The organism is Paenibacillus camelliae, from assembly GCF_023715345.1.
Taxonomy (GTDB): domain Bacteria; phylum Bacillota; class Bacilli; order Paenibacillales; family Paenibacillaceae; genus Pristimantibacillus; species Pristimantibacillus camelliae.
Map to the genome: position 1 here is coordinate 1 of NZ_JAMBNY010000003.1, position 25,061 is coordinate 25,061.

Consider the following 25,061-nt stretch of genomic DNA (forward strand, 5'->3'; position numbering starts at 1 on the left):
ATAAAGGTGTAAAAGCTGGGCTTTCAGGACCAAGAAGCTTGCACGCTAGTAGAAAACGAGGAGCGCAGCGTACGTTATTGGTACGTGAGCACCGGAGTTTTCGCTAGCGTTCAAGATTCGATGCCGAATAAGCTACGACGCATTACATCGTCATCAAAGTCCAGTTTTTACACGACCTCTCCTCTTCCAATAAAGGTTAAAAAGTTCGGAGTTCAGTACCGAGAAGATGACCGGATACTAGAAAACGAGGAGCACAGCGTACGGTATTGGTACGTGAGCACCGGAGTTTTCGGTAGCCTGTCATATTCGATGCCGAGTTCACTTCAATGAGCTACTTCGTAATCAACTTCGGACTTTTTAACTACCTCTTCCAATAGAGGCTCAAAAATTCGGCTTTCAGGACCGAGAAGATGGGACGAAGCTAGAAATTACGGAGCGCAGCGTACGTTATTGGTACGTGAGCACCGTAAATTTCGGCTGAGTTCCATATTCGACGTCGACTAATCTACAACGCTCAGCATCGTCATCAAAGTCGGACTTTTTAACTACCTCTTCCAATAAAGGTGTAAAAGCTGGGCTTTCAGGACCAAGAAGCTTGCACGCTAGTAGAAAACGAGGAGCGCAGCGTACGTTATTGGTACGTGAGCACCGGAGTTTTCGCTAGCGTTCAAGATTCGATGCCGACTAAGCTACAACGCATTACATCGTCATCAAAGTCCAGTTTTTACACGACCGCTAAAGGGAGTTGTTGGGTTGTGCAGTGTACGTTCCCGCCCTCCCGTATAACCCCCATCCCATTGATCGTGCGAATGCGACGATCAGGGTAGAGCGCTGCTAGCACTTCGATCGCTTTCTTATCGGTTTCTTCCGCTGTTCCGCCGAATACAGGCAGAATGATTCCGCCATTAACGAAGTAGAAGTTTAGATAGCTAAGCGTTAGACGCTCGCCTTCATAGTAAACAGCCGGTGGCTGCTCAATCTCGATCACTTCAAGCTTGCGCCCCTTCGCATCGACGGCTTCGCTCAATATTTGTAAATTACGCTGCGTAATGGCAAAATTATCGTCATTCTCATCGTGACATACTTGAAGGATCACCTTACCCGGTGCTGCAAAGCATGCAATATTGTCGACATGACCGTCTGTCTCATCGCCACTTAAGCCGCGTTCTAGCCAGATGACTGTATCGATATTGACATACTGCTTCAGCAGCTCAAAGATTTGCTCACGGGAAAGCTCAGGGTTACGATTCTTGTTCAGTAAGCACTCTTCCGTCGTCAGCAACGTACCTTCACCATCGGTATGAATCGATCCACCCTCCATCACAAGCGGCGCATCGAACTGAATCGCCCCTACATGCTGAATAATTTGCGGTGCGACTGCATCGTCCAAATCCCAAGGAGAATACTTGCCTCCCCATGCATTGAATCCCCAATTTACACCTGCCAGCTTGCCATCAGGAGACGTAACAAAGGTCGGTCCATTGTCACGCAGCCATGCATCATTATGCTCAATGACTAGTAGATCAATGGGATGTGCATGCTCGCCTTCCACATACCCACGTACTGCTTCCTGATCGGCAGCATTTACAACAACGGTTACGGGCTCAAACTCTGCCATAGCTATAATAATTTCAGCATAAGCTGAACATACTTCCTTATATTGCTCCGGGTAGCACATCGAAGCTTGAATCGGCCATGAAATAAACGTACGCTCATGCGTTGTCCACTCTGCAGGCATCGTAAACTGTTGAGATCTAGGATTCATAATTCCCTCCGCTTATCTATGTTAATGAATATTAAATAATAAATGTCTTGAACACCGCTATCATTATACAGCAAAACTCGCTAAGGTTCGATGCTAATATTTTGAAGGATCGGCAAACTTATTTTTACTGCTGTACCGTACTCACTGCTGCTATTCATCGTCACCCCATATTTCGGTCCGTAAAGGAGAACAATGCGATGGTGGACGTTCTCAATACCGATACCTGACACGGGTCGTTTCTTCATGTATTGTGCCGCAGCCTCTGCTCCTACTCCATCATCAAGCACCTCGATCAGCAAGCGCTGCTCGTTCTGTCTTACAAACACATAAATATTACCTTTCTTCGCTCCAGGAAAAGCATGAAAGAAAGCATTTTCTACAAATGGCTGAATAATAAGCTTCGGCACTAACAGCTGTTGGCACTCACGCTGTACCTCAAAATGCACCTGTATCTGATCCCCATAGCGAATTTGATTAATGTACACATAGTGCTTCAGGTTTTCAATCTCATGCTGAACCGTGATAACATCCTCCGTCGTGCCGATTGAGTTTTGCAGCATTGTGCTTAAGCTAGTAATCGTACGATCCACGTCATCAATCCGATTCATCTTCGCCAAATATTTAATGGAAGTCAATGTATTGTATAGAAAATGCGGATTAATTTGCATTTGCAGCGCGCTTAGATCTGCCTTGCGCCGTTCTGTCTGCTCATGCATGACCTGTTTCGTATAATTATCGATTTCTTTAATGAGATGATTGTATGTCTTCGTTACTGCCTTAATCTCATAGCTTGTCTTCTCCTGCAGCGGATGCGGCTGCAAAGCATCAGCCCGAGCAGATTGCATCGTATCAACGAGCTCATAGAGCGGCTTCGTGATCCGTTTAGTGATGAAATATACGACGAACATAACGACGACACTAAGGGCAAGTACGAACTGTACCATCCGATAGCCAATATTCTTTAAAGCAGCGAAAGCAACATTTTGGTCGATTTCCTGTAATAGGTAAGCATCATATTCCGGAATGTACAATGATAGATACGTATAGCCTGCCTTAGACTTCATCCCAAAGTATTGCTCGTTATCAGCAATCACTGCATGCTCCAACAGATTAGCATCCTGCGTGCTCGTCAATTTGCGGTTACTGCTTGATAGGATCGCTCCATCAGAGGAAACAAGCGAGATCATCGAGCCGGGCGTCACATATGCATTATATCGCTCATAGATCGTCGCTTCATCCATAATAACAATCGCATACCCATACATCGTGCGCCGATCCATAAGCGGCTTCGTTGCGAATATATAGTGATCGTAAGGCACTGTCTCGTTAAAGATATGCTGACTGCCGTGATACATCACCTTTTGTGCAACTAAGCCGTCCTCGATCATAAAGTTTTCAATAATATTGGGCGGAACCTTGTCCCATTTCAAAGCATTGCTCGAATAATTTCGATTCTCGTTGCGCCCAACTCCTGCCACAATAAAATGCGTATTATCTGGACTGAGAAAATCTTTGTACGTATCGATGTAGTTGCCCAAATTCATCACAATATTGAGCTGCTCAAGCGTTGAATCAGCAGGCTTCGTTAAATACTGCTTAAACGCATCACTCACATTAATCTGCACCATCGTATTGACGATCTGCTCATTGTATTTTAGCAGCTCAGCCCTAACCAGCTGTAAATTCATTTTAGCGTTCTGTGTCGTCTGATTTAACAGTATTCGCTCAGAGATTTGAGAAGCTGCGAGCGTTAATAGGACAGAAGCAACAAGCGTCGCTGCAAGCACGACAAGGAAAAACTTCATAAAGATACTGTTGCGTTTAAACATAGCCTCACCTTTGCTGTTGGTGACGATATTCGACCGGTGTCATTCCAACGAATTTTTTGAATACCTTGGAAAAATAATTATGCTCAGAGAATCCAATCTTTGAGCTGATTTGAGAGATCGTGTCATCGGTATACTTTAAAAGCTCCTTCGCCTTTTCGATCCGCACTTTATTAATATAAGCCGTTAAATTTTCATTCGTTCGCTGTTTAAAGTACCAGGACAAGTAGCTGTAATTCATATGAAAGGTTTCCGCCAGCTCGGCTAAAGAGATATCCTGCTGGTAATGCTCATGAATAAAATCAATAATTTGGTTGAGCGTATTCATCTCTCCTTGATCATTACGCTCGTTCACCTGCTGCTCAACCATATCAATAAATTCTCCGATAATGTTCTGGAGCTCGTTAACAACGATCGCTTGATCAATTCGCTTAAACCACTTTAACTTTTCTGTACTCTGCTCGGTGAACGGTAAATGCAAATGCTCAAGCGCACTCATAATCGTATAGATAATGAGCTGAATAAAACGTTTAAGTGAATATTCATCTAAGCCTTGTACCTCACTTAAATCTGAAAAATAGCTCGTCAGCTGCTCTCTTGCCTGGTTGAAGGTGAACCATTTGATCGCATTTACAAATCCATCATGGTCAAAGGATACATCTGTATGCTCCAGCTTTATTTCGTTTTCGAGAATTAGGCTTCGATTATTGAAATAAATCGCCTTCGTCATCAGCTGCTTGAGCCTCATATATTTTGCCTGCAGCTCATCAAGGCTGTCCATGCTATTGGAATGAACAAATTTCAACGTATCATACTTTTCATTCACTGCTTTAATAAAGGCAACCAACTGCGGCTTTAGCATTGGCTCCTCATCTATATCGTAGTTCAGCACAACAGACACATCATGCTTGGTGAACACCGCCATATGTGTCACCTTAGAAAAATGCTCATAGCATTGCTGAAGTATATACTGCTCAAGCTCGTACTGACTAGTGTTTGTTAAGCTTTGCAGCATCGCAATACTTGTCACAAGCAAGCTGAACTGCTGCTTTGGCAGCTGCGACAGCAGATCATGCCGATCACTAAGCGCCAGCTCCTCCTGCTCAAACCACTGACTTATTATAATAGAAGGTTCTTTAAGAAGCGGCGCTGCATATTCACGCTTCAGCTGTGAAGTCTCACAGGAGCTATGTATTAATGTAACGAGCTCCTCCACAGTGACCTTCGGCTTTAATAAATAATCATCTACTCCGTACTTGAACACCTCTCGTACTAACTCAAACTCACTATAGCTGCTTAATATGATCATCTTGATGTCAGGATATTTTTTTCTTACATTTTTCACAAGATCAATTCCGTCCATAATCGGCATCATAATATCTGTAATTACAACATGAGGCTGAACTAGCTCCATAAGCTCTAGCGCTTCTGCTCCATTCGCAGCCTGTGCCACGATTTCAATTCCATCCTTCGCCCAATCATGTAAATGTGTAAGGCCCGTCCGAAATATCGCCTCATCATCAACAATCATTACACGATATGCTGTCATGCTGTCACCCTCTTTTTTCGATAATTCTTCCCTTTAACATAATTCATTTTGGGGAGCAAGTACACTCTTTAGCTTTACCAAAACATGTTATCCAAATTTTTTACTACGATACAAAATTAGTACTAGTAAAAAATTAAGCGATTTCATCCTTCTATAATTTGTAGCACGAAAGGACAAAATAGTTATTATACAGCTTGTTTTGTTTTCTTTAGAATGAGAATGTACACAAAAACAAAAAAAGATAGGGGTTGTAACGATTGAAGAAGAAAGCACTTTCATCATTACTAGTCGCTGGTCTAATGGCTTCAACTTTAGCTGCTTGCGGAAGTAATGACACAAACAACAACGCAGGCAACACTACTGGTGATTCAACTGAAGGCGGCAGCAAAAAGGTTGTAGCTTGGGCATGGGACCCATCCTTTAACGGAAAAGCACTAAATATTGCTGCTGAAATCTATAAGCAAGAACATCCTGATTTCGAAATTGAAGTTGTGGATATGTCAAAAACTGACCTTGAGCAAAAGCTAAACACAAACTTGGCTGCAGGTGTTACTGAAGGTCTACCGGATATTATTTTGGTTAATGATCCTAACATCCAAAAATATGTTAACTCCTACCCAGGAACATTCGCTGATTTCACAGATAGCTCTGTAGATTACAGCCAATTTTCTCAATACAAAGTTGACGCTCTTACTGTAGATAACAAAATTTACGGTATTCCGTTCGATATCGGTGTAACTGGCTTGTTCTACCGTACAGATATTTTGTCAGAAGCTGGATTCTCAGCTGAAGATCTAGAAAATATCACTTGGGATGAGTACATCGAGATTGGTAAAGTTGTTAAAGAAAAAACTGGTAAGTACATGTCTACAATCAACCCTAACGATGAGGCACTAACTTCTGTATTGCTTCAATCTGCTGGCAGCTGGTACATCACTCCTGAAAACGAAGGTAACTTTGTTGACAACCCTGCTATGACTGAAACACTTCGTGTTTACAAAGCAATTTCTGATTCAGGTATTGCTAAGCCAGTAACTGGCTGGAGTGAATTCGTAGGTAGCTTTAACTCTGGTGACGTAGCAACTGTAGTATCTGGCGTATGGCAAATCGCGTCTATCATGGATGCAGCAGACCAAAGCGGTAAATGGGCTGTAGCGCCTACACCACGTCTTGACATTGAAGGCGGCGTGAACGCTTCTAACGAAGGTGGTTCAAGCTGGTTCGTTCTTGATAAATCTGCAAACAAAGAGCTTGCAATGGAATTCCTTGGCGCTACAATCGGCGGCAGCAGCGAATTCTATGAGCGTTTCCTAACTGAAGCTGGTGGTGTTGGTTCTTATATCCCTTCATTCTCTAGTGAAGCATACCAACAAACATCTGAATTCTTCGGTAACCAAGCAATCTATGCTGACTTTACAGAATGGTCTACAAAAGTACCTGGTATTTCTCTAGGTATGTACACGCAAGAAGCGAAGGATGCTTTGAAAAATGAGCTTCCAAGCATTTTGAATGGTGCAGATCTTCAAAAAAGTCTTGCTAACATTCAACAGCTATTTGAACAACAGGTACAATAATCTAATCGTTAGCAGGTGATAAAATGGGAGGCAAGTTAAATAAATCCTCTCTAATCGGATGGCAGTTTGTACTACTGCCATCCGCATTAATTCTACTATTCAGCTTCTATCCAATGATTCAGTCCTTTATCCTGAGCTTTGAATCTGGAAAAGGTAATGTATCTGAATTCGTTGGACTAGGCAACTATTCAAGACTTCTGTCTGACCCTATGTTCAGACAAGCATTGTACAACACAATTCTTTATCTTATTGTTCAAGTTCCAATTATGCTTTTTTTGGGCTTAATTATTGCCCACTTGCTTAACCAACCTAATTTGAAGTTTAAAGGCTTTTATCGTACAGCAATCTTTTTACCATGTGTAACATCTCTTGTTTCTTACTCCATACTTTTCAAAAGTATGTTTGCAGTTGATGGAATTTTCAATAAACTGCTTATGAATATGCATATTATTAACGAACCTATTGCATGGCTCATGGATCCCGTCTGGGCTCGTGTTGTAATAATTGCGGCAATTACATGGCGCTGGACAGGCTATAATATGATTTTCTATCTTTCCGCAATGCAAAACATTGATCCAAGTGTTTATGAAGCTGCATCGATTGATGGTGCTTCTAAGTTTCGTCAGTTCTTCTCGATTACGATTCCAATGGTTAAACCAATCATCTTGTTTACAGCAATTATCTCAACGAATGGTACACTTCAATTGTTCGATGAGGTCGTAAACATTACTAACGGTGGACCTGGTAACTCGACGATGACGATTTCTCAGTACATCTATAACCTGTCGTTCATGTATACACCTAACTTCGGTTATGCAGCAACGGTATCCTATGCGATCGTTATTATTGTAGCGGTTCTTGCATTCATCCAAATGAAAATCGGAGGTGAAAAGAAATAATGAGACATATTGCTTCAATCGGTAAACATTTGTTTCTAATTATTGCTTCTATCGTGTCGTTATTTCCTTTCCTTTGGATGATCATGGGGATGACGAACACGTCCAGTGATATTGTCAAAGGACGCTTTAGCTTTGGGTCCAACTTTGGTGCTAACATTAGTAATTTGTTTGAAGGTAGCCCAATTGGGGATGCATTTGTAAACTCCCTAATTATCGCAGTCATTGGTACAGTCCTTACCTTACTGCTATGTTCTGCAGCCGGCTACGGCTTCGAGGTTTATCGTTCAAAAAATAAAGACCGTCTATTCGGCTTTCTATTGTTATCTATGATGATGCCATTTGCTGCAATTATGATTCCATTGTTTAAGATGTTTAGCCAATGGGGCTTGCTGAATTCAGCAGCGGCGGTTATTCTTCCGACAGCGACGACGGCGTTTATGATTTTCTTCTTCTTACAGAATACAAAATCATTCCCTCGTGAGCTGCTTCAAGCAGGTCGAGTTGATGGATTGAATGAGTGGAAGCTGTTCACTCACATCTATATGCCGACGATGAAGCCAACGTATGCGGCTGCAGCGATCATCACATTTATGGCAAACTGGAATAACTTCTTGTGGCCATTGATTGCACTGCAAACACCTGAGAAGAAAACATTGCCACTTATTGTGTCTTCTCTTGCATCGTCCTATAATCCAGACTATGGTATTATCATGGTAGCAATTGTTATTTCAACATTGCCAACCGTCCTTATCTTCTTCTTGCTGCAAAAGCAATTTGTTCAGGGGATGCTTGGTTCTGTAAAGTAATTCTTTCTGTACAACCTAAAACAAGCCGTCCTTCGCTACTGAAGAACGGCTTGTCCAATATTATGAGGTAGAGGAGATCGGAATATGACACTACAATTCTCAGATCGTTTATTACATGGAGCAGACTACAATCCAGAGCAGTGGCTGCATGACCCAGCAATTCTAGCTAGAGATATTGAATATATGAAAGCAACAAACAGCAATGTGATGTCGATTGGCATGTTCTCTTGGGCAAAGCTTGAACCACAAGAGGGAGTGTTTGATTTCGAATGGATGGACAACATTATTAACTCTCTTTATGAAAACGGTATATCTGTATTTCTATCAACGCCTTCTGGCGCAAGACCAATGTGGCTTGCTAAAAAGTATCCAGAGGTGCTGCGCGTAGCTCCTAACCGTCAGCGCAACCTGTTCGGTGCACGACACAATCATTGCTACACTTCTCCTATTTATCGCGAGAAGATTGGTATTATTAATGCTAAGCTTGCTGAGCGTTATGCGAAGCACCCTGGTGTTAAGCTATGGCATATCTCTAATGAGTATGGCGGCGAGTGCCATTGCGACCTTTGCCAAGAGGCTTTCCGCGGCTGGCTTAAGGAAAAGTACGGTACGATCGAAGAGTTGAACATGCAATGGTGGACAACGTTCTGGAGCCATACGTACAACGATTTCTCTGATGTTGAATCTCCTGCGCCACATGGTGAAAACGCGATTCATGGGATGAACCTAGACTGGAAGCGTTTCGTATCCGATCAAACGCAAGACTTCATGAATCACGAAATTGCAGCAGTGAAGCCTTATAACACGGATATGCCGATTACAGCTAACTTTATGTATTACTTCAATGGCCTGAACTACTTTAAGTTCAAAAATGATGTAGATATTATTTCTTGGGACAACTACCCAACATGGCATAAAACAGATGACTTTGCTATCGGCTTAGATACAGCGATGATGCACGATCTAATGCGTTCAATTAAGAAGCAGCCATTCCTGCTAATGGAAAGCACACCATCAAGCACAAACTGGCAAAGTGTCTCGAAGCTGAAAAAACCGGGCATGCACCTGTTATCTTCGATGCAAGCAATCGCTCACGGCTCGAACTCCGTGCAATACTTCCAATGGAGAAAAAGCCGCGGCTCCAGCGAAAAGCTGCATGGCGCTGTCGTATCTCATAACGATCGCTCGGATACACGTGTGTTTAAGGAGGTTGCTCAGCTTGGTGACTTGCTTACACGTCTTCCTGACATCGCTGCATCGAACACTCATTCAGAGGTTGCCATCGTATACGATTGGGAGAACAAATGGGCTGTAGAAGACTCTCAAGGCCCTCGTAACAAAAACATGGGATATATTGAAGAGGTTCAAGCACATTACCGTGCATTTACAAAGCAAGGCATCTCAGTTGATTTCATTGATATGGAATGCGAGCTTGACGGCTACAAAATCGTCGTTGCACCGATGCTGTACATGCTGCGCGCAGGCTTTGAACAGAAAATTCGTAAGTTCGTAGAAGCAGGCGGAACGCTTGTAACGACGTATTGGACAGGCATGATTAATGAGAACGACCTAATGTTTATGGGTGATGCTCCTCATGGGCTAACAGATGTGCTTGGACTTGTAAGTGAAGAAATCGACGGCTTGTATGACCACGAATCCAATGCGGGTGTTGTACAGCAATCTCTTGCGACAGGTGTACTATCTGGCAGCTATAGCTGCACGATGCTGTGCGATCTTGTTCATTTGCAGGGTGCTGAAGCGATTGTTACGTACAAAGATGACTTCTATGCAGGACGTGCAGTGCTGACACGCAACTCATTCGCTAAAGGTGAAGCGTACCATATCGGCAGCCACTTTGAAGATAGCTTCTATGATGATTTCTACCGTGAGCTAGCTCATAAGCTAACACTTGAAACGGCTCTGCCTGTACAGCTTCCGTCTTCTGTCTATGCGGTTAGCCGTGAAGATGATGCAACAAAGTACATCTTCATTCATAACTTCAGCAATGCAGCTGTACCGATTCCAGCGCTTGATGAAGCATATAGCGTTATCGCGCGTACGCGTCCAGAATTGACCCAAGAGCAGTGGACGCTAGCACCGTATGAGATGCTTATCGTAACAACTAATAAATAATATAGCTTCACTTATGTGACAAGCGTGTGCTATTCAACAGGCAGCCAAAACCTTTCGTGGTTTTGGCTGTTTTGTTGTACAATGAAATTCTCCGATTTATGCTTTTTGTCATTAATTGAATAAGACTATTCCTTCACAGAGCCTAGCGTAATGCCGTGAATAAAAAACCGCTGTAAAAACGGATAAATGATTAGCACCGGAACCATCGCAATAAAAATTTTCGCTGCATTTAATGTTTGATTTGAGAGCTCGCTCATTCGTTTATATTGATCCTCTGTCATATTTGCAGTATTAATGACAACGACAAACTGTTGAATTAACGTCTGTAATGGATAATTCTCCTGGCCAGAGGTTAATACCAGCCCATGAAAGAATTCATTCCAATGATACACGATGGTAAACAGCGTAACGGTTGCAAGTACAGGTACAGCCAAGGGAATATAAAGAGTGAGCAGCATTCGCCACGGCCCTGCACCATCAACAAGAGCAGCCTCATCGAGCTCCTTAGGTAGATTGCGGAAGAAGTTAACGATTAGGATAACATTGAATACGGGCACACCACCCCCAAGCACAAGTCCCCATATGGTATCGTATAAGCCTAGCTCCTTGATCGTCATATACCAAGGTATTAAACCTCCGTTAAACAATAGCGTGAATACAAGTATCCACATAAACACATTCCGCATCCGAAATTCCTTCGTACTTCTTGAAAGTGGATAGGCCATTAAGGTCGTAATAAAGAAGGTTACGGATGCACCTAATACGACACGCTGGATCGATATCCAAAAGGAATTAAAAAATGAGCCATCCCCCATAATCTGTTTATACGAATTAAAGTTAAAGCCTACCGGCCATAGCCATACTCGTCCCGCTGCTGCTGCCGATTTCTCACTAAGTGAAACGGCTAACGTATACCATAGTGGAAGTAAACAAAGGAATGCGATCAGAAGCAGTACGATTAACAATGTAAGGTCGAATAGCTTCGCTCTCCATGTGTTTTCTCTTAGCATGAGCCCACTCCTTTATTAGAATATACGGTAATTGGCAAACCTTGAGGCTAACTGATATGACACAATAATTAATATAAAGCTAACTACTGATTTTAACAGACCTACTGCCGTGGCAAGACCATACTGCATATTCAGCAAGCCTTCACGATATACCCATGTATCGATAATATCTCCTGTGGAGTAAACAAGTGGATTGTAGAGGTTAAAGATTTGATCGAAGCCGGCATTTAATACATTGCCCAGACTTAGCACCGCAAGCAGCACAATCGTCGTCCGTAGCCCTGGTAAAGTCACATGCCACATTCTTCGAAGACGAGCAGCTCCGTCAATCGCAGCAGCCTCATAAAGTGATGGATTAATGCTCGTTAACGCGGCTAAGTAGATTATGGTATTAAAACCAAACTCCTTCCAAACATCACTCGCGACAATAATAAAGGGAAACAAATCAGCTCGAGCAAAAAACAAAATAGGATCTAGCCCAATAAACGTCATCACTGTATTAATGGGGCCTGTATAGGAGAATACATCGAGCAATATCCCTGATAAGATTACCCAAGATAAAAAGTGAGGCAAGTATACGATGGTCTGAATCCAGCGCTTAACAAGCATCATTCTAAGCTCATTTAGCATAATCGCAAATATTAACGGAACAATGAGGTTCCCTATCATTTTCATAACTGCAATAAATACCGTATTAAAGAAAATTACAGGTGTATCATTTAGTGCAAACATATACTCGAAGTTATCTAATCCGACCCACTCTGATTGAAAAAAGCCTTTTCCGGGGTTGAAATCCTGAAATGCGATCACAATGCCAAACATCGGGATGATACTGATCAGCAACAGCCAGATAAAGCCGGGGAGAAGCATAATATAGTAGTGCTTCGTGAAGCTTTGGTTTCGCATGTTATTTTCCTCCTTCACTCTATACGGCTTGCAGGATGCAGAGCAATCCATCCTGCACCCTGCATAGAATCATCAGATTATTTCACATGCTCTTGAACTTCTTTTGTAATGATGTCTCCTCCTTGCCTCTTCCAATCCTCTACGAATTTGTCAAAGTCATCGATTGGCGCTGCACCCATAATAATTTTGAGGAAGGTTTCATCTTCGAGCTTTTTCAGATTCGTCCAACGACTTTCCATTGTTTTCGTTTGAGAGTATAGGACGCTGTAAATCTTGTTATAATCTTGCGTTAAGCTAGAGGAGCCTACAAGTAATGAATACGCGCGCTTCCAGGTACCTTCGTCAGCCTTCGGATCCCAATATTCAATATCCAAATTGTCATAAGGCTCTTTCTTTACCTTTTTAATGTTTGCAATATCAGCTGCAAGTAGCTTGTAGCCTGGATCCGTGAAGTCTGCAGCGGTTTTTGTACCTGCAAGCACCTCTCTCAGTGCTTGAGCCGAATATTCACTTTCATCGGTGTAAGACATCGGAACACGCAGCGGATAATGACCAATGGGCACTGAAATATCAAAGGTAGACTCATCGCGAACTAGTAAATTCAACATCTTAATGACAGCCTCTGGGTGCTCATAGCCTTTACGAACAACAACAAACAGTGTAGAAGGTGCACCCATATGTGCATTAAATTCCCCATCTGCATCTAGCGGCAAAAGATAAGCCTGCCAGTTTGCTTCTGGATTGTTTTTTATTGCATCAGGCAGCGGACCATAACCCATCCACCATGGACCGAAAAATATACCCGCTTTACCGTCCGTCACTGTTTCGGAAGCACTTTTACGAATTCCAAGTTCTCTATCAATTAGCCCGTTAGCATACATATCTCTAAGCTTAGCAAGTGCTTCCTTCGTTTCAGGAAGTATTGAACCATAGACGGCTTCGCCAGACTCATTCTTTAGCCAGAAGCCAGGATACGATTGATAAGCTCCAAATATCGGGTCAAGTCCGTACGTATTGTTCGTTGATTCTAGAAAGTTTGCATACAGTCTGCCTCCGTTTTGCTGACCAGCAATCCCTATCGTATCGTCTTTACCGTTATCATCTGGATCTTGCTCTACGAACGCCCTAGCAACCTTTTCAAGATCCTCTATCGTTTTAGGCGCTTCTAATCCTAACTTGTCTAGCCAATCCTTACGAATCCACATCTGATGTACACCATCAGATTGCACCTGAATACTTGGAATCGCATACATTTTTCCGTCAAACGTAACGGACTTTTGTGATACGCCATTCGTCTTCTCCATAAACTTTTTCACAGATGGAGAAGCGTACCTTTCAAATGCTTCCGTTAAATCTGCTAATTGACCCGCTTTTACCATCGCTCTAAGCTGTGAATCCTTGACGATCAACGCATCCGGCAAGTCATTACTAGAGATAGCTAGATTTACTTTTTGGTCATAGTTCGTGCCGCTTGCCGCTTGCCACGTTACCTTTGTATCGATGTTCAGTACTTCCTTAATATAACGTGAATACTGGTTGTTTTCTGGGGTGTCTCCTTCAGGCAAGCTTTTATCTGTAGGGTCTACTTCTTTTCCATAGTTAAGTGTAATCGTCTCAGCATATTTCCCAAATGGATCCGCTTGTTCCTTACTTTCATCTTCCGTTGCTTCTTTTTCACCGCTAACATTGGTGCTGCTATTGCCATTATCAGTATGTCTAGTTGCGTTCTCAGTATTGTTTCCTCCACTGCTGCAAGCACTTAACAATAAAATAAAAACTAGTGATACTAACATGAACCGTTTAGCCATACCAATTCCCCCTTCAATTCATATCAATATGGGCGAGCACCATAAATATATCACGCTTCCAAGTCATGAAAGGATAGATCACCGATGGTGATCTCGTGTGAGATATGAACGGAAATTATAATGAGCAGTCACTTCTCTTACTGGCTACGTTCATATGTCTACCTTCTCCTATGATGCTGGCGATATTCGCTAGGGAGCATACCTGTCTGCTCACGGAAAACTCTACTAAAATATTTCTCATCAGCATATCCCGTATGCTCTGCAATCCAAACGATAGGCTTCATCGTTTGCGTCAAATAATCTCTCGCCTTATCGATTCGTACTTTTCGAAGATACTCATTGAAGGAATAACCAATAATTTTCTTGAAGCACTCATTAAAATAACTTCTGCTTAGATTGACTCTTTTTGCTACATCGATCGCAAATAACGGCAATTCATATTCATCATGAACAATTTTTATTGCCGACATGATACTTCCACTCACGTCTCTATTGATTTCAAGTTTGCCTAATTGCTTAAGGGTTTGCTCTCTAAAGCAGAGTAGCCAATCACTCACTTCCTTCCAACACAAAAATTCACTAGGCAAAGCGGTGTCCACTTGCGTAATCGCTCGAAACAACCGATTCCAGTCCACTGTAAAGCCATACAGCAGCTGCATGAGCTTCGGTACAGATAACTGCAATTGCTTCAGTTGGAGCTGCAGCTCATGAAAACACAGCTCGTCATGTATCCAATGAAACGAATGCAGCCCCTGTCGCATCCTCTCTATCTCTGCTTGATGTGGCTCCATATCTTCCATCTGTAGTTCTGCAATTGATTTCTCAATCAGATAACCTTCACTTCCATCACATTCGTAAAACAGCATTTTTTCTCTATACTGTCTAAGCCATTGCTCTACTTCAGATCGAAGTATGCCTCTCAAACCTTGTAATTTGACTAGCTTCCATTCCTGCCTATGGATACCAGCCGGGAGTCGTGGCAGCTCTTCGTCACAAGCTTCGAAAACATCTTCTTTTGCAGGCCAAAGCATAATTTGATCGTTATGGGTCATACGCCATTCTAACCGTGTCGCATCCCCAGCTTCCTTATTAATATCAGGCTTGTCCTTAAGCGACAACAATGCATAGGCAGTATCAATCGTATAAATGTCAGCTGCACTATGCATCTCTTGCTTCTTCACTCTTTCATCAATGATCCGTGCATAGATACGAGCCAACACTTCCTCGAACTGCTCCTTCTCCAGCTGAACCTTTGCAATATAATCAATCGCGCCCAGCCGCAACGCCTCCTGGATAAACTCAAAATCCTGGTGCATCGTTAGTACAGCGATTGCTAAATTGGGATACTTTTTTCTTGCAATTCTAATTAGCTCAATCCCTGACATGACAGGCATCGACAAATCAGTAATTAATAAATGCACATGACTATTATCTAAAAGTTCAAGCGCCTTCTCTCCATTGGCCGCTTCGCCGACAACCTTCATCTCGAACATATGCCAGGGCATAACAGATATTAGTCCTTTACGCACAAGCTTATCGTCATCCACAATGAGCACATTAATCATAATGGCTAATTCCCCTTTTCAAATGGTATTCGAATAATCATGCAAGTCCCTTTTCCAAGCTCACTTGAAACGATTAGATTGGCACTGTCTCCATAATGCGATTCCAATATTCGCTTAACATAGTTCATTCCAATACCCATACCGACGCGATGCTGTTCAGTCAGCTCACGATGCATCAAGACTTCAAGCTCATCCGCTGATATGCCTTTTCCGTTATCCTTAATCTCGATTGCGAGCTCATCCTTATCTGTTTTGCTTACTTCTACCTCAATCCTCCCGTCATTGTCGAGCCCATGATATAGCGCGTTTTCGACCAGTGGCTGCAATATGAAACGAGGAACGGGTACATCAAGGATTGCGTCATCTGCTTGTATACGCACATCAAATTGAAAATTATAGCGAATTTGTTGAAGTGTCAGATATTGCTTTAATGAATCTATCTCTTCACGTATCGTAGCGGTGCTGTTTCCTTTTCGAAGATTGTAGAAGAGCAGCTTATTGAGTGAAGTAACGAGGCGATCGATCTCCTCTTGCCCGTTAATAACAGCTAGCCAGTGGACAGTATCTAACGTATTCATTAAAAAGTGAGGGTTAATTTGATACATCAGCTTCTCAATTTCTAAATTAGCTCTTCGTTTTTCCTTCATTTCTATCTCTGAATAAAGCTGTGCGATTTGAACCTTCATATGCTGAAATTGATGTAGGAGCATCTCAAATTCTGGTATATTCGATTGTGTTTTAACAGCATTAAAGTTGCTGTTAGCCATCCATTTGATTTCTTTATTAAATCTTGAAAGAGGACGATACACCATCCGCCAAAGCAACAAACCGATCGTTAAGCTAACCAAAATAAATAACAGCAGCAATAGAAGCATTTGCATTAGCCACTGATTTTTTTCTTTGTTATAATCAGCCTTTGCAATTAGCGACACGACACTCCAGCCCTGATTGCTCACTTGTCGATACCAATAATGCTCGCTGGCTACTCCTGATTCTGAGGATGAGGCTTGCAGTCCGGAGAATAAGCTATTCTCTGGGAAGATATCACTTCGCTCGCTATACGCGATTCTTCCGTCGTTATCTAGTATCAAATGGTATGTATACTTACTAACCTCTTCGAGCTCAAGAATGCTTTGTGTCAGCTTGAAGCCTGTCTCAATATATACGTAAGCATCATTACGCTCCGGCATGTCAAATTTGCGTAGGGCAGAGATAACATATTGATTATTAAATCGATCATTACTAATATGAGGACCGTAGTAGGTTATGTCATGATAGCTGGCAATAACGGGGAGCTGATCTATATCGAAGGTATCCTTAACTCCAGTGTTTTCGAATAATATCAAGTTATCATCTTGAAAATAGTACATGGTCAAGCCGATATTGGGGTTTGTAAATGTGATGAGGTTTAATTGATATTTGATCTGGTCAATTAAATAACTGCGGTTATAAGGAAGTTTCTCATTCATAAATTGCTCCAGCTGCGCACCTATAATTCCTTCATAAGCAAGCTGCTGGGAAACATGATTTAGATTGTGGATATGATTTTCGAATGATAGGCGAACTTGCTTCAGATTAGTCTGAATACCCGATTGAAGCTTCGTATCTAATATGGAGGTAATCGTATTATAGGAAAGATAACTGATGCACATAAAGGGGATTATTGTTGCTACAGCAAATAACCACAGTATTCGATTTTTTAAGGTCATCCGCTCCATACGGGACTTCCATAACGGACCTAGTTTCATTTGCTTCCTCCCATCAATCTCAGTGATTGCTTTATTCACAATGATGACAGAGTGCTTAGCTTGTCCTTGTCTAGCTAGCAATAATACTATTGCAGCAATAGTCGATGTCTTATCTAATCAGTCTTAAGGTTATAGTATTCAATTTGTGTACAAATAACACCTTTCCGTGCTTGAGATTCTTCTCGGTTAACATTACATGTTATAGTGATAATGATATAATTTTCTTCAAGCATTAGACATCAAAGGAGATTACACCATGCTACGATCTGCTACAGCTAATGATGCGCATGCCGTTGTGGAGCTAATTATACTTGCAATCGGCAGTGAACTAACTGAACTATATACCGGCTTCTCTAGCCCTCAAAAGGCTGCTCCAATATTATTGCAATATTATTTACAGCCTGGAAATCGATTTAGTAAGGAATTGATTGTCGTATATGAGCAAGCTGATCAAATTCAAGGAATGATTCTTTGCTACGTCGGTGAAGAAGCTGCTGCACGCTATGCACCGATTGAACGTCAGCGCTCGAGTGAATTGAAAAAAACCGTCAATCATCCTATCGAAGCTGAGCTCGATGAATATTATATCGACGCACTTGCCGTGCATCCAAGCTTCCAAGGAAAAGGAATCGCCTCTAAGCTTATGAAACAGGCCGAGCTGGATGCCGCTTTGCTAGGGAAATCCAAAGTCGGCTTATTAGTCGATCAAGATAAGGAACACGCTTATCAGATCTATGAAAAAAAAGGCTATCGTAAGGTAAATGAAAAAATGCTAGGTAATCAACCGTTTTGGCATATGGTTAAGGAAGTAAGCATTATGTGAATGGAGGATGATGAGGGAGCTAAAATTGCAGCGTTAACGATTACCGTAATAGAAAAGAGATTTTACTGTGAGCTTCTAATGAAAGCCATGGTAAAATCTCTTGTTTTCTATTTATGTTCTATTGTAGCTATTGATTGGAGATTCCTTGTTCCTTCTCCCACTTTGCAACTTCCTCACGAACGATAGGAGCGACAACCTTACCATACAGCTCAATGCCATGCATCACTTGATCATGTGGCATGGTGCCGAGCGGCATATGCAGCATAAAGCGTGTGATGCCTACATGCTTACGTAAATTTATAATCTTTTGCGCGACATATTCAGGATCACCAACATATAGAGCGCCCTCGACTCCACGCATATAATCATAGGTTTGACGGTTATACGGACTCCAGCCGCGTTCCTTACCGAGCTGATTCATAACCGCTGCAGTAGATGGATAGAACTGCTCTGCAGCAAGCTCCGTCGTATCAGCTATAAACCCGTGAGAATGAGAGGCTACAGGCAGCTTGTCTGCATCGTGACCACTGCGCTTAGCTGCACGCTTGTACAGCTCCACAAGCGGGGCAAAATGATATGGACTACCTCCAATGATAGCAAGCACTAGCGGCAAGCCGAGTATGCCTGCACGTGCAACCGATTGTTGATTACCGCCACTGCCAATCCAGACAGGTAGCGGATCCTGCACAGGACGCGGATAGACGCCACGACCTTTAATGCTTGGTCGGTGGTTACCTTCCCAATGTACAATCTCATCCTTCGTAAGCTTTATTAGCAGCTCTAGCTTCTCATCAAACAGCTCATCATAATCCGATAAATCATATCCGAACAGCGGAAATGACTCAATAAAGGAGCCTCTTCCCGCCATAATTTCTGCGCGTCCATTCGAGATCGCATCAACCGTTGCAAACTGCTGATAGACACGAACAGGATCATCACTAGAAAGCACAGTGACAGCACTCGTTAAACGTATATTTTTAGTCCTTGCAGCTGCTGCTGCCAGTATCGTAGCTGGGCTGGAAGCTGCATAATCGCTGCGATGATGCTCTCCTACGCCATACACATCAAGTCCAACCTGATCGGCAAGGACAATTTCCTCTACTACTTGACGAATGCGCTCAGCATGAGAGATAAGCTCTCCAGTTTGCGGATCTGGGTTCGTCTCGACAAACGTTGATATTCCAAGTTCCATAAGATCACTCCTAACTTTTCGCTCGCTGGCATTGAAAAATCACTCTAAATTAGCCTGCCCAATAATTGTGAAAGCTCTACGCTTATTATGACCTTTTTTCTTTTCTTCTTCAAGTTACTTTACTTTTTATTGTAGTGATTGTTGGTGCATGCAACATTTTCTAGTAATAAGCGTCAGACAGTATATACTAGCGCTGTATCCCGTAATGTGTATATGTTAAGTAGCTCTGCTGTGAGCTGATCCAGGAGGTAAAGTAATGAGAAAAATAGTAACGTCATTTCTTTTAGCATGCTGTCTTGCTAGCGCTTATCTAATATATGACGGTTCCTCGCCAGAACAATTCGTGAGTTACCAACCATTAGAACAAGAACATAGCATGAACGCTCCTACAACAGAGAAAGAAATACTCTACACCGCTCCTCAATCATTAGATCAGTCTTTAATAACGGTAAATCATCTTTTAGAGCAATATGAAGATGCTTATGGTGGTGTCATATTAGAAGGGAATTATATCGTTGTTCATACGGTAGGGGAACAGCAGAAGCTAAGTAACGAGCTTTCTGAGCTAAGCAAGTCTGACAACATCTTATTAAGGCCTGTTCAGTATTCAATAAAACAGCTAAATCAGGCTCAACAAAGGATAAGGAGCGAAGCCTCTATTGCTGCGTCCTATATAGATATTGAGGCCAATCAAGTCGTCGTAATGCTTAACGAACTTACTGAAGAAAACATACAAACAATAATCGATCTATTACCGAATGAGCAGATGGTAGCTTTTGTAGAAGGAGAGATCACTTTACACGATCAAGCTGCTTAATAAGCGATCTAATGCATTATGTTTATAAAAAAATGGAGCTAGGCAGTAGCCTTAGCTCCATCTTTATATATTCTGCGTCTCCACTCACTATAGCGTGTAATGGAAAGGCTCATTAACAATGTCGCGCAATTAAATATTAACTATACTTTTGCTTTTATTGTTTTGTTCGCTACAAGCGTTATCGAGAACGCCACCAGTAGGGAAGCAAGCATTGCAACTACAAATCCTATCGGATTATCACTTAGATAAGGTGCAGCGAACGATGGTACGTAGGCTGTTCCACGCACAGCGAACAATCCGACAAGTCCGCCTCCGATGCCCGATGCGATAATCGCCCCGGCGAATACAAGCTTATTAGAGAACATAAACGGATATGCCGCTTCGACGAAGGTTCCAAAGCCCATATTGATTAAAAATCCTGGTGTTGCAACAGCTGCCTCGCCTTTATCACGTGGCCCTACAATGTTTGCAAGTGTAATGCCCGCGGACACCATAACGAGTCCAACCATATCCACCGCACCAAGGAAGCTGTTTCCTGTATGCTCCATCTCCAGAAGGACAATCGGCAGTATCGCCGCATGATACACCCCAGCAATAATCGCAGGCCAGATGAGCAAGCCACCAATAATTCCCGCAAGTATCGGATTGAAGTCAATCATTGCACTAATCAGCTGTTTTACCCACTCGCCTAGCTGAAGGGCAATCGGCGACACGAGAAAATACATTAACAAGCCCGCAACAAGACCAGCCAACCCGCCAGCTACAATATTAACGGTTGTCATTGGAAAGCGCCATTGAACACATAGAATGAATAAATAATGCACGAGTATACCAGCCAATATTCCGCCGATCATGCCGCCAATAATACCGCCATCCGTGGACAGCACACCTGCGATGACGCCCGCTACGATGGATACTTCATCTAGCTCCGCCACTTGCTTTGCAGCGACTACTGCAATGAGCACGGGCAATGCACCAACTATAATATCAAATACGCTTGAAAGCGATGCTAATGCAGGAATTTTACCAAGCGCCAGTACAATGGCCATCGCAATAAAACCTGGCAGCGATGCCTGCATAATGCCTTTAAAGTTAATTCTTCGCCATATACTTATTGAGCCTACCGCATTAGCCTCCGCTGCAGACTGCGTGCCTATAACAGGCATATACTTAATCTTCCAATGCTTGCATAGCGCGGTAACAAAGGACACTGCACGTGTGCGATTTGTCGTTCCAGTCGTGCCGGAAGTCGCAATGACATTGGCTCCCTTGGAGCTGATCTGTGCCATTGATGTCCCGCCAGTCCCTACAATCGGAATTCCTTTAGCTGCAGCTGCGGCAATTGAGGCGGCATTCACTCCTGTAGGATCACCACTCATTACGATGATGCCATCTACCTCACCCTGCTCTATTCTAGTAGCCAGCTGCTCATCTTCCCGCTTCGCAAGCTGATTAATATCCGCAAGAGTCAAGGTCTCTCCTTGAACGACTACCTGCTGCACAGGATCCCAGCTATATAAGGAAGCACCTGTTTTATCTTTGGCAATATCCATCGATTCTTCAGCTGCAATAAACTGAATAGCTGTGATGTCCAGCTGCGCACTGCCACACTGCGCTATAATTTCACCTAATAGCTTGTCTGGCTGTCGTCCGCCTAGATTAAATAAATTACCGCCACTACTGCCGATAATAGCAACTTTCATCTCTACACTCCTTATCTTATGCTGTCTAATCGCTTTACCGTAGTAATGCATTACCTAATTATAAGGACAAATAAGCACACTTTACAATAACTATTTCTTTGTAGACGTACGTTTTCTATTAAAGTTAAGCATCATCCCGTGGCGAGTTTTCAGCTAATTGCTCTGCATGCAGCTTAATTTCTTCAATAAAGTGCGCAAGAGTACGCGTAATGTAAGCATCCTTGCGCCATATAAAGATTGTCGTTATGTTGCAATAAGGCTCAGGCAGCTGATGCTCATCGACAATTTCCTGCGAGACGAGATTGGTCACGGACGATTTTGGGATGACGGTTACGCCAATCCCCGCAGATACGCTGCCGATAATCGTTCCAAACGTACCAAACTCCATTATTTTTCGTGGAATAATCCCCTCCACCTTCATCCAGCTCTCAAGTCGGCCACGATACCCGCAGCCTTTATGATATAGCAAGAAAGGAGTCGTCGTAAGCTGATCCATCGTAAAGCTGTCACGCTTAGAGACAAGCACAAGGTTTTCCTCTACGACCGGAAGCTGCTCAACATTAGGGTGGCGAATCGGTCCCGTAACAAAGGCTCCATCCAGCTTCATATCTAGGACATCCTGTATGAGCTGATCGGTCACGCCCGCCATAAGTGAAACCTCTACATTCGGATAAGCATCATTAAAGGAGGATAATATGCCCGGCAATGCATTAACCGTCTCTACTATCCCAATTTTCAGCATCCCTGATACATCTGCATGATCCTGAAAGCTTTGCTTTAGCTCCTCAACCTTTGATGTGATTTCCTTCGCATACTCCAATAATCGCTCGCCCTCTGAATTGAGTACTACACCTCGTTTATGCCTGCTGAACAGCGGTGTATGCAGCTCCTTTTCTAACCGTTTGATACGAGCAGTAACGTTGGACTGTACGTAGTTAAGCTCGGCTGCTGCCTTACTGATACTGCCACATTCCGCTACCTTTTGAAAAATTACAAGATCATTTAGCTCCATCCTATTCACCTCTGTCCGTTAATTTTGTCAATGTGTTTTATCATTATATCACTTTTAGTGATGGATAAATTGATTTTCAATCATTTTACATGTTTATTATAACGTAATATGATCATGTAAGAGAGCTACATACGATAAAAATATAAATCGATAGGGTGGAGAGTCAGTGAATAAGAAAGTTTTGATTGGAGCGTTTCTATGTTTAGTTGCAAGTATGTCCTGGGGAGCGATGTTCCCTGTCGCGCATGTTGCATTAATGCATATTGATCCGTTCTACTTCTCATTTATTCGTTATCTTATTGTAGGTATTATATTATCTGTCATATTGTTCATTAAGGAAGGCAAGCAGGCATTTCGCCTTGAAGGTAAAGGATTGTCATTACTGTTTTATGGTTCGATGGCATTCGTCGTTTATAATATGTTTATCTTTTTTGGACAGCAGCAAATGGGGAAAGCTGGTACGATTATCGCCTCCATCATGGAAGTGCTTATGCCGATGATCTCTATTATTCTAATCTGGGTAACCACTCGTAAAAAACCAGGAGCTGCTACACTGCGTAATGTACTCATCGCATTTATAGGAGCCGTTCTCGTCATCACTCGTGGTGATCTAAGCTTTTTCGCAATGAACAGTTCTCAGCTTATGCCGCTATTATTCATGCTCATTGGAGTAACTGGATGGGTTGTCTATTCGTTAGGCGGCTCCCGCTTTAAGGAATGGTCCATTCTTCGTTATTCAACGTTAACCTGCTTGATCGGAAACGCCGCTGCATTGCTCATCGTTACAACAGGAACGATGGCTGGATGGCTACAGGTGCCTACTATGGAGACACTATTTACGATTAAATATGAAATGGCATTTATGAGCTTGCTTCCAGGGCTAGTCGCGCTGCTTAGCTGGAATAAAGGCTTGCAGATGCTCTCATCTACTCATGGCCTTCTGTTCATTAACTTTGTCCCAATTACAACCTTTGTTATTATCGCGATTCAGGGGTATAGCATCAATGCATTTGAAATCGTTGGTACATTGCTTATTATTGCTGCGATTGCTCGTAATACATTGAATCAAGGCAGTAGTACTGGGAAGAAACAGCTGCCTATTAAGCTGACAAAAGCGTTGCGTACGCTCACGTCAAAGCTACACTAACCACAAAGCACCTATCACCAATAAGCCTTTCAGACATCGGATAAGTAAGCTCTGCTTGCTCCGATATGCTGAAAGGCTTTTTAGTTGGCGTCAAGGATAAAACAAAAAAATCATTTTCTTCTCGTCCTGCTTGAGAACGAATAGAAAATGATTATGTACGCGACATACGTTATTTTATTTCCAACAATTTATAAGTAATTATACCAACAGGAGCTTCTACTTGTATAACATCATTGACCTTCTTGCCGATTAGACTTTTACCAAGCGGGCTTTCGAAGGAAATTTTATTGTTCGCTACGTCAGCTTCTGCTTGTCCGACAATGGTGTATTCCACATTCTCATCGAATTCTTCATCATATAATACTACAGTTGCACCAATGGTTACGTCCGTAGCCTGCTCTGATTTTACAATTTTCGCCCTGCGCAGCATACCTTCAAGCTGTTTAATTCTCGTTTCCATATGTGCCTGATCATCTTTAGCTGCATGGTATTCACTGTTTTCTCTTAGATCGCCGTAGCTAATCGCTAGCTTCAGACGCTCTGCAATATCGCGGCGTTTCGGCCCCTTTAACTCCTCAACCTCTTCAACTAACTTATCATAGCCCTCTTGCGTTAGTATAACTTGTTCCTTATTCATCACGCACACTCCTTTATTACAGCTGTCGTGCAAAGCTGTTGACGACTCCATATTGCAGTCTGCAGTCATTTGACTTCACTATTGCACCGCTAACGTTCTGCTGTCTATTCATTACATATGCATACGTCATAGTATACTCAG

General features: G+C 42.5%; 19 protein-coding genes. 7 read left to right on the forward strand and 12 right to left on the reverse strand.

Features of this window, described 5'->3' with window-relative positions:
* Positions 1-724 precede the first annotated feature (724 nt).
* The 3 genes from M3180_RS07945 to M3180_RS07955 form a co-directional block, all read right to left on the reverse strand.
* On the reverse strand, positions 725-1,765 hold the full coding sequence (locus M3180_RS07945) for an agmatine deiminase family protein (protein ID WP_251666806.1): 1,041 nt from the start codon (positions 1,763-1,765) through the stop codon (positions 725-727).
* 80 nt (positions 1,766-1,845) lie between these two features.
* Positions 1,846-3,594 (reverse strand): sensor histidine kinase, encoded by a 1,749-nt coding sequence (locus M3180_RS07950; protein ID WP_251666808.1) that lies wholly within the window; start codon positions 3,592-3,594, stop codon positions 1,846-1,848.
* 4 nt (positions 3,595-3,598) lie between these two features.
* Positions 3,599-5,140: a response regulator transcription factor gene (locus tag M3180_RS07955; RefSeq protein ID WP_251666809.1), complete on the reverse strand. Its 1,542-nt coding sequence runs from the start codon at positions 5,138-5,140 to the stop codon at positions 3,599-3,601.
* A 257-nt stretch (positions 5,141-5,397) separates the two neighbouring features.
* Between M3180_RS07955 and M3180_RS07960 the strand changes: the two genes are divergently transcribed.
* The 4 genes from M3180_RS07960 (at position 5,398) to M3180_RS07975 (ending at position 10,552) form a co-directional block, all read left to right on the forward strand.
* Complete coding sequence (locus M3180_RS07960; RefSeq protein ID WP_251666810.1) at positions 5,398-6,714, forward strand: ABC transporter substrate-binding protein; 1,317 nt, start codon at positions 5,398-5,400, stop codon at positions 6,712-6,714.
* Between the two features lie 23 nt (positions 6,715-6,737).
* Positions 6,738-7,613, forward strand: a complete 876-nt coding sequence (locus M3180_RS07965) for a carbohydrate ABC transporter permease (RefSeq protein WP_251666812.1) — start codon at positions 6,738-6,740, stop codon at positions 7,611-7,613.
* A complete protein-coding gene (locus M3180_RS07970; protein WP_251666813.1) occupies positions 7,613-8,419 on the forward strand; it encodes a carbohydrate ABC transporter permease in 807 nt (268 codons plus the stop codon). The genes M3180_RS07965 and M3180_RS07970 overlap by 1 nt, the downstream gene beginning before the upstream one ends.
* Positions 8,420-8,503: 84 nt before the next feature.
* Positions 8,504-10,552 (forward strand): beta-galactosidase, encoded by a 2,049-nt coding sequence (locus tag M3180_RS07975; RefSeq protein WP_251666815.1) that lies wholly within the window; start codon positions 8,504-8,506, stop codon positions 10,550-10,552.
* A 125-nt stretch (positions 10,553-10,677) separates the two neighbouring features.
* Here the strand turns inward: M3180_RS07975 and M3180_RS07980 are convergent, their stop codons facing one another.
* The 5 genes from M3180_RS07980 to M3180_RS08000 all read right to left on the reverse strand — a co-directional run bounded on the left by M3180_RS07980 (position 10,678) and on the right by M3180_RS08000 (position 17,589).
* Positions 10,678-11,562, reverse strand: a complete 885-nt coding sequence (locus M3180_RS07980) for a carbohydrate ABC transporter permease (protein WP_251666817.1) — start codon at positions 11,560-11,562, stop codon at positions 10,678-10,680.
* 15 nt (positions 11,563-11,577) lie between these two features.
* On the reverse strand, positions 11,578-12,468 hold the full coding sequence (locus M3180_RS07985; RefSeq protein WP_251666818.1) for an ABC transporter permease: 891 nt from the start codon (positions 12,466-12,468) through the stop codon (positions 11,578-11,580).
* A 77-nt stretch (positions 12,469-12,545) separates the two neighbouring features.
* Positions 12,546-14,276 (reverse strand): extracellular solute-binding protein, encoded by a 1,731-nt coding sequence (locus M3180_RS07990; RefSeq protein WP_251666819.1) that lies wholly within the window; start codon positions 14,274-14,276, stop codon positions 12,546-12,548.
* Positions 14,277-14,434: 158 nt separating this feature from the next.
* Entirely contained in the window at positions 14,435-15,841 is a 1,407-nt protein-coding gene (locus tag M3180_RS07995; protein WP_251666820.1) for a response regulator, read from the reverse strand.
* A 5-nt stretch (positions 15,842-15,846) separates the two neighbouring features.
* Positions 15,847-17,589 carry a sensor histidine kinase gene (locus tag M3180_RS08000; protein ID WP_251666822.1) on the reverse strand — a complete coding sequence of 581 codons (1,743 nt, stop codon included), beginning with the start codon at positions 17,587-17,589 and terminating at the stop codon, positions 15,847-15,849.
* 256 nt (positions 17,590-17,845) lie between these two features.
* Here M3180_RS08000 and M3180_RS08005 point away from each other — a divergent pair, with 256 nt between their 5' ends.
* Positions 17,846-18,412: a GNAT family N-acetyltransferase gene (locus M3180_RS08005; protein WP_251666823.1), complete on the forward strand. Its 567-nt coding sequence runs from the start codon at positions 17,846-17,848 to the stop codon at positions 18,410-18,412.
* Between the two features lie 127 nt (positions 18,413-18,539).
* Here the strand turns inward: M3180_RS08005 and M3180_RS08010 are convergent, their stop codons facing one another.
* Positions 18,540-19,604 (reverse strand): LLM class flavin-dependent oxidoreductase, encoded by a 1,065-nt coding sequence (locus tag M3180_RS08010; RefSeq protein ID WP_251666825.1) that lies wholly within the window; start codon positions 19,602-19,604, stop codon positions 18,540-18,542.
* 256 nt (positions 19,605-19,860) lie between these two features.
* On the opposite strand from M3180_RS08010, the gene M3180_RS08015 reads away from it, so the two are divergent.
* Positions 19,861-20,421 carry a hypothetical protein gene (locus M3180_RS08015; RefSeq protein WP_251666826.1) on the forward strand — a complete coding sequence of 187 codons (561 nt, stop codon included), beginning with the start codon at positions 19,861-19,863 and terminating at the stop codon, positions 20,419-20,421.
* Positions 20,422-20,561: 140 nt separating this feature from the next.
* Here M3180_RS08015 and M3180_RS08020 read toward each other — a convergent pair whose 3' ends face one another.
* Positions 20,562-22,124 (reverse strand): PTS sugar transporter, encoded by a 1,563-nt coding sequence (locus M3180_RS08020; protein WP_251666827.1) that lies wholly within the window; start codon positions 22,122-22,124, stop codon positions 20,562-20,564.
* 124 nt (positions 22,125-22,248) lie between these two features.
* Entirely contained in the window at positions 22,249-23,136 is an 888-nt protein-coding gene (locus M3180_RS08025) for a LysR family transcriptional regulator (RefSeq protein WP_251666828.1), read from the reverse strand.
* A gap of 166 nt (positions 23,137-23,302) precedes the next feature.
* Here M3180_RS08025 and M3180_RS08030 point away from each other — a divergent pair, with 166 nt between their 5' ends.
* A complete protein-coding gene (locus tag M3180_RS08030; RefSeq protein ID WP_251666830.1) occupies positions 23,303-24,283 on the forward strand; it encodes a DMT family transporter in 981 nt (326 codons plus the stop codon).
* Between the two features lie 169 nt (positions 24,284-24,452).
* On the opposite strand, the gene greA is transcribed toward M3180_RS08030, so the two are convergent.
* Positions 24,453-24,920, reverse strand: coding sequence for a transcription elongation factor GreA (greA, locus tag M3180_RS08035; protein ID WP_251666831.1), 468 nt, complete (start codon positions 24,918-24,920; stop codon positions 24,453-24,455).
* Positions 24,921-25,061: the final 141 nt, after the last annotated feature.